The sequence below is a fragment of the Pseudomonas sp. BJa3 genome (assembly GCF_026343815.1).
Classification (GTDB): domain Bacteria; phylum Pseudomonadota; class Gammaproteobacteria; order Pseudomonadales; family Pseudomonadaceae; genus Aquipseudomonas; species Aquipseudomonas soli.
The window spans coordinates 219,641-231,221 of sequence record NZ_JAOXMC010000006.1 but is presented as its reverse complement, the minus strand read 5'-3'; the positions used below and the strand labels follow the sequence as shown (position 1 = coordinate 231,221).

Below are 11,581 nucleotides of genomic sequence, written 5' to 3'. Positions count from 1 at the left end.
GAAGTGTATTGGCATTCACAAGGATGCGCTTCGGAATGGCTTGTGGAAGCGGCGGTGAGTGCAACGTTGCTCTGCGCGTGACCGCGCAGTGGGAAGAACAGGGCAGTTCAAGGCTTTCGGAAGGACTGCGGGAACATGGCCGTATGACGGTTTTATGGATTTCGACTGCTTTCCACAAAAGAGAAAAATTTGCGCTGACCCACGACAGATATGCATGTAAATGCACCAGTGCTGACCTTGTTTTTGGTTATATCAACCTGCATTTCACGTTTTTTTGACATGTATAAGCAGGCAGGGCTAGGATTCGGGCTCTACGCCTGCTGGCCATTCTCTGGCCATGCGGCTGCAAGGCCCGTTGCAGACCATTGGCGGGCCTTCGGCTTGGATCCGCATAGCGTCGAACCTACGAAGGGGCGTTGGTTCCTGGCGTTCTGATGCAGAGCGTTTTTGAATACGAAATAAGGAAAATAACATGTTGAAAACCAGGATCAGCCTGGTCGCCCTGGCGATGATCGCCGCGACCCAGGCACAGGCCAATGACCAGGCCGAGAGCAAGGGCTTCATCGAGGACAGCCACGCCAACGTCCTTCTGCGCAACGCCTTCATCAACCGTGACAAGAAGCATCACACCAACGACCAGTCTCAGTGGGGCCAGGGTGTCATCGCCAACTTCTCCTCCGGTTTCACCCAAGGCACCGTCGGTGTAGGTGTCGACGCCTTCGGCCTGTACGCCCTGCGCCTCGATGGCGGCAAGGGCCGTAACCAGGGTGGCGGTGTCGACTTCTTCAAGCGTTCCGATCCCACTTTCGATGGTGAAAAGACCAACGCTCCGCACAACCTGGCCCGTGGTGGCGCTGCGGTGAAGTTCCGTGTTTCGAACACCGTACTCAAATACGGTGACCAGATGCCGGCCCTGCCGGTCCTGCAGTACGACGACGGTCGCCTGCTGCCAGAAAGCTTCACCGGCACCATGATCACCTCCAAGGAGATCAAGGGCCTGGAAATCAACGCCGGCCGCTTCACCCAGGAAGCGCGCAAGAGCGCCGAGCGTCGCGATGGCGGCGGCCTGAAGTCGATCAACGTGCTCGGCGGCAGCTACAAGTTCACCGACAACTTCACCGCGTCGCTGTACACCGCCGACAACGAAGACGTGATGAAGAAGCACTACCTGGGCTTGAACTACGTCTTCCCGATTGCCAGCGACCAGTCCCTGACCCTGGACTTCAACGGCTACAAGTCGGACATCGACAACAAGTACGTGCGTGCCGCCAAGCTCAACGGCGACTCCAACACCATCTGGAGCCTGGCCGCCACCTACGCTTACGGCCCGCACTCGTTCACCCTGGCGCACCAGCGCAGCACCGGCAGCACCGGCTACAACTACGGCTGGTACCAGAACGATGGTGGCGTGGGTGACGGTGGCTCGACCATCTACCTCGCCAACTCCTACTGGTCCGACTTCAACGCAGAAGACGAGCGCTCCTGGCAGCTGGGCTACGGCCTGGACTTCGGTGCCTTCGGCGTGCCGGGGCTGACCTACAAGTTTGCCTATGTAGTGGGTGACAACATCAACACCCGTAAAGTCGGCGCCCCACAAGGCTTCGGTGAAGGTAAAGAGCGCGAGATCTTCAACCAGATCCGTTACGTGGTTCAGGAAGGCCCGGCCAAGGACCTGTCCGTCAAACTGCGTAGCTCCTTCCTGCGGACCAACAATGCTGTCCAGCAGAACGGTTACAACGACGACGGCAACGAAGTCCGCGTATTCGTCGAGTACCCGATCAGCATCTTCTGATCCTGATCCCGCGTCACCCGCAGCCCCGGCCTATGCCGGGGCTGTTTCTTTCCGGCGCACGTTAACCGACGCCGCCACCTCGATCTCCCCCGTCTCCGGCGCAAAGCTGTCACTGCGCGCCATCCGCCACATCCGTGCATAGAACTCGCTGTCGATCGCACCGCTGAGCAGCTCGCCCGGCTTGAGGAAGGTGTGCAGCTGCGAGAACAGGCTGATCTCGCTGGCGCTGATACGCCGCGCCAGGTGCTTGGGCTTGAGTTCAGAAGGATGGTCCAGGCCGGCAGCGGCAAGCATCTCGGCCAAGGCGTGCAGGGTATTGCGGTGGAAGCTGGCGACCCGCTCGGCCTTCTCCGGCACCACTAGCGCGCGCTGGCGCAACGCATCCTGGGTCGCCACGCCGGTTGGGCACTTGTTGGTGTGGCAGCTTTGCGACTGGATGCAGCCGATGGCGAACATGAAGCCCCGGGCCGAGTTGACCCAGTCCGCGCCGATGGCCAGCACGCAGGCTATGTCGAAGGCGCTGACCAGCTTGCCCGCCGCGCCGATGCGGATGCGCTCGCGCAGGTTCAGCCCCACCAAGGTGTTGTGCACGAACATCAGGCCCTCACGCAGCGGCACGCCCATGTTGTCGGAGAACTCCCGGGGCGCCGCGCCGGTGCCGCCTTCCTTGCCGTCGACGACGATGAAGTCCGGGGTGATGCCGGTGGCCAGCATGGCCTTGGCGATGCCCATGAACTCCCACGGGTGGCCCAGGCAGAACTTGAAGCCCACCGGCTTGCCGCCAGACAGCTCGCGCAGCCGGGCGACGAACTGCAGCAGTTCCCGCGGCGTGGCGAAAACACTGTGGGCGGCCGGCGAGATGCAGTCCTCGCCCTCGCGCACGCCTCGGGTGGCGGCGATCTCGGCGCTGACCTTGTGCGCCGGTAGGATCCCGCCATGGCCCGGCTTGGCGCCCTGGCTGAGCTTGATCTCGATCATCTTCACCTGGGCGGCACGGGCCTGCTCGGCGAAGCGCTCGGGGTCGAACTGGCCGTCCTCGGTGCGGCAGCCGAAGTAGCCGCTGCCGATTTCCCAGATCAGGTCGCCGCCGTGTTCGCGGTGGTAGGGACTGATGCTGCCCTCGCCAGTGTCATGGGCGAAGCGACCAAGGCGCGCGCCCTTGTTCAGCGCGGCGATGGCGTTGGCGCTGAGGGCGCCGAAGCTCATGGCCGAGATATTGAAGATCGACGCCGAGTACGGTTGGCGGCACTGCGGGCCGCCGATGCGGATGCGGAACGACGCAGGGTCGGGCATCGGCACCGGCAGCATCGAGTGGCTGATGAACTCGAAGCCCGGTTTGTAGGCATCATTGAGCGTGCCGAAGGCTTTCTCGGCACTTTCGTTCTTGGCCCTGGCGTACACCAGCGAACGCTGGGCGCGGGAGAACGGCAGCTTGTCGTCGTCGCCCTCGATCAGGTACTGGCGGATCTCCGGGCGGATGGTCTCGATCAGGTAGCGGATATTGCCCAGGATCGGGTAGTTGCGGCGCACGGCGTGGTGGCGTTGGCGCAGGTCGTTGAGGCCGACCAGGCTGAGCAGTGCGCTGGTGACGGTAAAGGGCCAGAGCCAGGTGTGGGCAAGCAGCAAAGGGGCACTGGCAATCGTGAAGACCAGACACAGGAACAGGCAGGCATAGCGGCTGGGGAGCGAGTCTTTCATGGGTCCATCGCAGGCGGGATGACCCGGCCTAGGATAGGCAAAGGTTGCGCAGGGAAAACCTGGGGTTTCGGTAAAAGACTGTTACTCGACGCGGATGCGCCTGGCGCGGACACCGGCTACCGCGCCGTACCTGCCGGTCCCTCGGCATACAGGTATCCATACCCCTACACAGGGGCTTCAGTCGGCCCCTCCAGCGCCAAGGCCTTCCAGCTCGCCTTGCGTTTACGTTCGATGAGCGCGGCCAGGGCCTTGGCGGTCGGAGCACCCTTGCCGGTGAACTTCACCGGTGCCAGGGTCAGCAGGGTGACCTTGTCACTTTCGGGAATCCGCTCGTCATCACCATGCTTGTTCCAGGGCTTGTCCACCGCCAACAGCGCATCCACCGCGCAAGGCCAGTGCAGGTCGGCAAATTGTGGATCGTCACGCTGGAACAGCATGCCCTCGGCCACCGGGCCGTGCTCGAAGGTTGTGGCGGCGAGGCGTGCCAGCATTCGTACTGGAAAACACCAGGCGTCTGGCACCGGCAATCCGGCCTGGGGCAGTGCCCAGTCACCTGGCAGGCAGAGGAACAACTCGGTCATCGGGGCAACCTGGTACAGGCCGCTGGTGAACAACAGCTTGTAGTCAGTCTTGCTATCGATCAGGCTGACATGCAGCGTGCTGCGGGGGTCTTCACTGGGGGGGCAGAACTCGGTGGGCAGGACCCACCCAGCAGTATTGTGCACGAAGGTGACAATGGCCTGTCCGGCGCCTTCGGCATCGGCACCCTCGACATCGTTGATGCTGCGTGCGCCGTGTTCGAGCAGCAGATCGACCGTGCGCTGATGCCCCCATTCACGCGCAGCGTCCAGTGCGCTGTCATTGGCGCGTCGGTGCAGGCGATTGACCTGTGCGCCTCGAGTCAGCAGCAGTGCGACGACCTCGTTGTGGCCCGATTGGGCCGCTGCGTATAGCGGTGGGCAGACGCTGAGCGGCAGGCCATCGACCCAGGCACCGGCATCGAGCAGGCAAACGCAGGTTTCAAGGTGCCCTTCACTGGCTGCCAGTTCGAGTGCACTGGCATGGCCCTCGTCTACATACGGCTGGTTAGGCGCCAGGCCCAGCTCCAGGAGCAGGCCACAGTTCGCAGTCTGTCCGGCCCGGGCGGCCATATGCAGCAGCCCTTCCTCGTCGGCCTCGCCATAGCGGGGCAGCACCAGCAGCTCGGGGTATTTCTGTGCGAACGCACGTAGCCGCTCCAGCTTGCCCTCTTCTACATCGTCATAGAGGCGGTCGAGCTTGGTCTCATGCTTTTCGTAGAGTTGTTGCCAGTCGATCATCAGATGAAAGTTCCCCGTTTGAAGGCCAGTCCCATGCGTTTTAATTCGCGCTCCACCGCTTTCAATCCTTTGGCATCGGCTTTCTGCAGACGCTCGAAGACTTTCTGGGCCGACGCGACAGTGTGGGTTTTGCCGCCATTGCGCGCCCAGGTGAAATTGCGTAAGTCGGTGTTCAGGTCGATTTTGTGCTTGGCCATGATCGCCTGCGCATTGAGGATGTAGTCACGGTTCTGCTGTTTCCAGTTGCGTGGCGCGTTTTCCCGAACGATGTGGTGCCGGTGCGGGTTTTTCATGTTTTTGGGCGCGCGGCCCATCTTCTTCTTGTCTGCGCTACTCAACCGGCAGACTTCCAGCCCTAGTGGGTCGATCCAGGTGGCGGGTGTCGGGGCGTATTGGTACAAGTTCAGCCCGCCCGCCAGGCCGATCGGATCCGGCTGGGTAAACCGACCCACATCCGGATCGTAGAAGCGGAACAAGTTGTAGTGCAGGCCGGTTTCCCTATCAAGGTACTGGCCCTGGAACCTCAGGTTCTGTTGCTCGACGAGTGCCGGCTCGCGCAGTTCCTGCACCGTATTACCCCAGACCTGATAGCGGGCCTGCCAAACGATGTTGCCAGCTTCATCACTCAGTTGCTCCGCCAGGCCATTGAGGTCGTTGTGGTAGTGATGTATCTGCTGGTACTCGCCCAGGCCGTCGACGCGGGCCAGGGGCTCATGGCTGTCGTCCTCATACAGGTAGAGGCAGCGTTGCCCATGGCGACGCTCTTCGAGCAAGCGGTAGCCGTCCCAGTCGAACCGGGTGAGGCCGAGGCACTGCCCCGTATCATCGTATTCGCTCTTGGCGATGCGTCTGCCAAGGGGGTCGTACTGCATGCGCACCACGCGCTCGCGTCCGCTGTGCTGGGAGCGCACTTCGATCAGACGGTGCTCGGCATCGTAATGCAAGCGCTGCACACCGCGCCGCGCGCTACGCTTCTCGATGAGTCGGCCAAAAGCGTCATAGCGGTAACGCTTGTCCTGGTAAGTCAGCACGCGATTGTGGCGGACCCAGCCACCTTGTGGGCCATCGAGCAGGTTGGCTGCCGCATCATAGGCGAAGGTTTCGCCCGGCTGCATACCGGTTGGCTGGCTGGCGATGATGCGTTCACTGGCATCGTGGCGCAGATGCTGTGCGTGCTGCTCGCCAGGGCTCTGCCGTAAGCGCGTTGTGAGGTTGTCCGCCAGGTCGTATTCGAAGTGCTGCTGCAGGGGGGCTGGCAGCTGCCTGGGCATTCCACGCGGTCGACTTCGACGCGAACGCAAGCGGCCGGATCGGTCGTACTCGCTGTGGGTATCGAGGTTGCCCTGGGTGCGCAGGACTTCGCGGTGCAGGCGGTCACGCTCGAAGTCGCAGATCACCTTGCCATCGAGATTCACCTGATGCAGATAGCCACTGCCGTAGTAAAGCTGGTTCAGCTCGCGGCCGTCCGGTAACTGGGTGCGGATGCGATTGCCCAGTTCATCGTAGTGATGGCGTAAAACACCCGATGTACCGTGCTCCTCGATCAGTCGACCCAGGGCATCGTAGGCAAAGCCAAGCTGTTGGCTATCGCCCTGGTTGTTGGTGAAGCGGACCATGAGCAGTTGGTCGAGTGCATCGTATTGGTGCTCGGTACGTCCGTCGTCGGTCACCTTGGCCAGGAGGCGACCACCGGCATCGCGCTCGAAGACGTGGCTGATCGGCGCCATCGGCGTGCCGGGTACCAGTGCCAGTCCCAAGCCATGGGGTGCAGGCATGTAATCAAGGCGCTGCAGACAGTCGAGGCGGTCGTAATGGTAGCGTCGGGCGCTGCCATCTAGATCACGCTGCTCAACCAACCGGTCGGCGGGGTCCCAGGTAAATCGATAGCTTTCGCCGTTCTCGTTGGCCAGGCTGAGCAGACGACCATAAGTGTCGTAGCGGTACGCGACGGTCCGCCCCAGGGGATCAACCTGCCGTTGCAGGCGGCCGCAAACGTCGTAGTGAAACTCATAGCCATGGCCGGTGGGGTCCTCACGTCGCACCAGCAGGCTGGCGGTATTGTACCGGTAGTGCTCGCTGCGACCATCTGGCGTGCGGACCTCCAGCAGTCGTCCCTGTGCATCATGGCGATAGTCGGTGCGTTCCCCTTGTGCGTCGACCACCGTGGCCAGGTAGCCATGGCGGTCATAGACGAGGCGCGTGGTGTAGCCGGAGCAATCGGTAAATGCACTGATCAGGCCCAGGTCGTTCCATTGCAGTTGTCTGGCTTTACCCATGGCGTCGACGATTTCGACCGTGCGTCCGTGTCCGTCATGGCGATAACGGGTTACCAGGCCTAGCGGATCAGTTTCCCGGACACAATTACCACGCTGATCGTAGCCGTATTGCCAGCAGTTGCCGGCGGCGTCGGTCCAGGCGCGGGGTAGTGCCCAGTGCTCCATCCAGTGTGTCGACTCACTGCGACCAAGAGGGTCGATAGTCTGTGCGAGGTTGCCAGACGTGTCGTAGTCGAACGTCCACAGCCCACCGTCCGGGTCGCTGGCGGCCAGCAGTTGGCGCTCGTCGTTCCAGTCGAAGCGCCAGGTCCGGCCAAGGGCATCAGTGTAGGCGGTGACCTGGTATTGGTTGTTCCAAATGCGGATGCTCTGGCGTTGAAGCCCATCGGTGATACGGGTCACACCTGCGGCTACATCGTACTCAAAAAGGTACTCGTCACCCTCGTCGGTCCAGTGCCGAGCCACGCGCCAGCCATCTTCGGTCAGCACCCACTCGTAATGGCAGCGCAGGCCGGTTGGTAGTTGGTGCTCGATCATCCTCTGGCCCTGGTCATAGGCGAAGCGTCGTTTCACCTGGCCCTGGGCGTCTCGCACCTCGGTGAGGTTTCCTCTGTCGTCGTAGTTGTAACTGACCAGTTGTTCGGTGCTGGTATCGGCGAAGCGGCGTTGCACATGGCTGACACGTTGAGGCCATTGCGGGCTGTAGTGCAGTTCCACCTCGACCAGGCCGAAGGTATCCCGCAGGCCGCGCAGGCGCCCGCGGTCGTCATAGTCCAGGTAGACACGATTGTCGTTGCGGTCGCCGATCTGGCTCAAGCGCAATTTGGCTGGGTTGCCGGGCACCTGCTCAAATAGACGATAGCGGCCATCACGATCTTCGATCAGTACCTCACCGTTGAGTGCTCGGCGCACGCTCAGGCCTTCGCCGGTGCTATAAAGCGCATCTCCCAGCGGAAGATGCCCCATGTCGATTGCTCGGGCCTGCTCATCGTTGAAGACCAGGCTTTCACCGCCATCGGCATGGGGTATGACGTCGATATGGACCTCGTAAGGTACGCTCCAGCCGCTGCCGAGCAGTCCTGCCTCACGCTCCCCATGGCTGTTGTAGTAGCGCTGCCAGTCCAGTGGGATCAGTGCCGGCAGCTCGAAATCCAACTCGGCCTCACCATTGAGGATCTTCGCACCAGTAGGCGCATGCACCGGGTTGGGTGAGCCGGCGATGGCCGAAGTGAGGGCACTGGTGACTTGGCTGGTCACCAAGCTGGTGACGCCCCCGATCAACATGCACCCAAACTTGCTGTAAAACTTTCCCCCCCGCCCTCGCAACATCATCAACGCCGTAATAGCCAGGCCGATCCCCGGCGTCTTGCCGCTGCGGATCTCGCGCACCACGATCGGCCCGCCGCCGATGCGCACGTTGTCCGACACCAGCCCGCCATCGACGATCACCGCCTCGCAGGTGCTACGGTCGCCGCTGCGGCAGGCCGGGTGGCCGTTGATCAGCACCTTGCTCGAACCCTCGGCCAGGTACTGCGGCGGCATCGGCGGGTGCTTGGTGCACAGCACCTTGTCGTCGGGAGCTTCCTGGGTGTTGGCCGCTGGGCTGGCGACGGTCGGCCGCCACATCTGTGAGAAGAAGCCCTTGGCCATGTCAAGGAAGGTCTCTTCCTGCTCCTCGGCCTGCGCGTCACCGCCCTCGCCACTGGCCGGGGCCGAGGGCGCGGTGACCACGCCGGCCGCGCGCGCGGCGCGCTTGCCGTTGGTCTTGGTGTTGGGCGAGCCACTGGCGATGGTGGCTTGCACGGTCGGCGGGAACAGGGCGTTGCCGATGCCTTCGCATAATCGACTGAGCCCGGTGTCGGCGCCGGTCTTGGCCATGACCACGCCGACCACCAGGCCCACCACCGCGCCAAGCACAAAGCAGCCCAGGCCGCCGGTGACCACGGTAATGCCCAGTGCCGCGCCCACCGCAGCGGTGGCCAGGGCGCCGATGGCGACGTTGGCGGCCACTTCCAGCACGCCGCCGATGATGTCGGCCATCACCGAGGTGTGCAGCAGCGCATCGCCTTCGCGGGCGGCCCAGAGTGCGTCGGACATGGTGCGGTGTCAGCCCAGGTTGTCGAAATCGAGGGACTGCTTGAGCGCCGCCCAGTGCGTCGCCTCCGTCTCGCCCAGGGGGGTGGGTTTGACATAGCTGAGGGCGAACATCTTGCGCGTGCCCGGCAGCACCAGCGCCAGCTGGTACTGGTAGACCTTTTCCTGGCCCTTGCTGAACTGGCTGCTCAGCTCGATCGCCTCGATCGGCTGCGCCGCGCCCACCTGGGTGGCGCGGGCCGGCTGGAACTGCAGGTCCTTGACCTGTTGCTGCAGGCGCTGCAACTGGCCGTCAAAGTTGCTCTGCAGCGTCTCGCCCTCTTCGAGCAGGCTGCGGCTGACGATCAGCGAGGTGCCCAGGGCTTCGAAGCGCAGGATGTTGATGCTGGTGTCGCGTACCTGCGCATCGGGCAGGGCGAAGCGGAATTCGTTGAGGCGGTAGCTCATGGTTTGGTCTCGTTACTTGCCGGTACCGGGGAAGAGGGCCTTCACCGCACCGTCGATGGCCGTTTTAACGCCCTGGTTGTTCGGGCCGGTCTGCGCGCCGCTGCCCACGTTCAGGTCAAGGGTGCCGCCAGTGTTGATCTCGGCGTCGGCGTTGGCGTGGAAGCTGAACTGCTCGCAGCTGATGTTGATCTGCCCGCTGGCGTTGAGCTCGATCACGCTCTTGCCGCAGACCAGGCGCAGGTTCTCGCCGACTTCGATCAGGTAGCTGGTGCTGACACTGTCGGTCTTGCTCGCGCCGACCAGCAGCATGTCGTCGCGGCGCACGGCGCGGATGCGGTCCTGGCCGATGGTGATGGTCTCGAGCATGCCGACGGTCTGGGTGCGGTTGATGCCCACCGACAGCGTCTCGCTCTGCTCGACCACGGTGTCCATGTTGCGTTCGGCATGCATGTACAACTGCTCGGCGCCCTTCTTGTCTTCCATGCGGATTTCATTGAAGTTGGCCGGGCTGCCGCCCTTGCTCGAACGGCTCTTCATGCCGCTTTGGGTGGCGCCGCCGGGCAGGTCGTAGGGCACGGTCTGTTCGGCGTTGTACACCCGCCCGGTGATGATCGGCCGGTCGGGGTCGCCTTCGAGGAAGCTGACGATCACCTCCTGGCCGATGCGCGGCACCTGGATCGAACCCCAGTTCTTACCGGCCGTGGCCTGGGACACACGGATCCAGCACGAGCTGTTCTCGTTGGACTGGTCGTGGCGGTCCCAGTGGAAGTGCACCTTGACTCGGCCGTACTGGTCGGTCCAGATCTCCTCGCCGGCCGGGCCGACCACCACGGCGGTCTGCGGCCCCTTGACGATCGGGCGCAGCGAGCTGCTCACCGGGCGATAGCTCTGCTGCGCGTCGATGCAGCTCAGGTTGCTCTCGAACTGCGCCGCACCGCTGCCCCCACCGCTTTCCAGGCGTTCCTGGTGCACGTAGTAGCGGGCGGCGACGATCAGGTACTCGCGGTTCTGGTCCTGACGGCTGAAGTTGCTCAGGCTGAAAAGATGGCCGCTGCCCAGGCCCCGGGCGTTGCCACGCAGCTCGACGCGCTCGTGCAGGCTTTGCAGCGATTCCAGGCGGGTGCGGGCGTAGTGCTCGCCATCCTGGGTCTGTTCATAGGCACCGGGGTAGTCGTACAGCGGGTAGTCGCCGGCCTGGTGCGGCCGGGGCATCGCCGAACGCACGTCGATGCGCGCGCTGGGGCGCTGGAAGTCGTAGTCGTTGAGCTCCAGCGAGCCCGGCTGGACTTCCTGGGCCAGGTGCCAGTCGTTGATATGGTCGCGCTCGCGGTGCTGGCCGTCCGGCGGGTAGTAGGGCACGGTCTCGTAGCCGGGGGCCTTCTGGTGCGCGCCATAGGCGTCTGCGAGCACCAGCACGTGGCGCTCCTGCTCGTGGCGGAAGAAGTAGTAGATGCCTTCTTCTTCCATCAGGCGGCTGACGAAGTCGAAGCTGGTCTCGCGGTACTGCACGCAGTACTCGCGCTCGCGGTAGTTGCGGCTGAGCAGGTCCTCGAAATCCGAGAAGCCCAGGTCGCGAAACACCTGCTTGATGATCTGCGGCGCGCTCAGGTGCTGGAAGATCCGGCAGTCGCTGGTGCGCGTCAGCAACCACAGCCACGGGCGCAGGGTGACGCGGTAGCTGGCGAACTGCCCCTGGTCCACCGACTGGCTGCAGCGGGCGACGATGCCGTGGAAGTGCCGCGATGTGCCGACGCTCTGCTGCACGCTCAGGCTCATCGGTTTGCCCAGCAGCTGGTTGAGGTCGATGGCGGGGTCGTCGCTGGTCAGCTGCAGCTCATAGTCGAACAGGCGGCCAAGCTCCTCGCTGCCGCCCATCTCGGCAAGGATCAGCTTGTCCGGCCCCAGGGGGCTGTTGATCTGCGCCAGGCGCGTGAACTGCTTGAACAGCATGGTCG

7 protein-coding genes are annotated in these 11,581 nt (G+C 63.3%); 2 read left to right on the top strand and 5 right to left on the bottom strand.

Features of this window, described 5'->3' with window-relative positions; translation table 11 throughout:
* Positions 1-35: 35 nt before the first annotated feature.
* Positions 36-278, top strand: coding sequence for a hypothetical protein (locus OH705_RS09350; RefSeq protein WP_267301980.1), 243 nt, complete (start codon positions 36-38; stop codon positions 276-278).
* Between the two features lie 194 nt (positions 279-472).
* Positions 473-1,792 carry an OprD family porin gene (locus OH705_RS09345; RefSeq protein WP_023630145.1) on the top strand — a complete coding sequence of 440 codons (1,320 nt, stop codon included), beginning with the start codon at positions 473-475 and terminating at the stop codon, positions 1,790-1,792.
* A gap of 30 nt (positions 1,793-1,822) precedes the next feature.
* On the opposite strand, the gene OH705_RS09340 is transcribed toward OH705_RS09345, so the two are convergent.
* The 5 genes from OH705_RS09340 to OH705_RS09320 form a co-directional block, all read right to left on the bottom strand.
* Complete coding sequence (locus tag OH705_RS09340; protein WP_038707171.1) at positions 1,823-3,490, bottom strand: FMN-binding glutamate synthase family protein; 1,668 nt, start codon at positions 3,488-3,490, stop codon at positions 1,823-1,825.
* Between the two features lie 164 nt (positions 3,491-3,654).
* Positions 3,655-4,809 (bottom strand): ankyrin repeat domain-containing protein, encoded by a 1,155-nt coding sequence (locus OH705_RS09335; RefSeq protein WP_104444624.1) that lies wholly within the window; start codon positions 4,807-4,809, stop codon positions 3,655-3,657.
* Entirely contained in the window at positions 4,809-9,182 is a 4,374-nt protein-coding gene (locus OH705_RS09330) for an RHS repeat-associated core domain-containing protein (protein WP_267301979.1), read from the bottom strand. The genes OH705_RS09335 and OH705_RS09330 overlap by 1 nt, the downstream gene beginning before the upstream one ends.
* Positions 9,183-9,191: 9 nt before the next feature.
* Positions 9,192-9,626 (bottom strand): DcrB-related protein, encoded by a 435-nt coding sequence (locus tag OH705_RS09325; RefSeq protein ID WP_104444622.1) that lies wholly within the window; start codon positions 9,624-9,626, stop codon positions 9,192-9,194.
* 12 nt (positions 9,627-9,638) lie between these two features.
* The gene (locus OH705_RS09320) at positions 9,639-11,576 is read right to left on the bottom strand and encodes a type VI secretion system Vgr family protein (RefSeq protein ID WP_038707173.1); all 1,938 of its coding nucleotides are present in this window, start codon (positions 11,574-11,576) and stop codon (positions 9,639-9,641) included.
* Positions 11,577-11,581 lie beyond the last annotated feature (5 nt).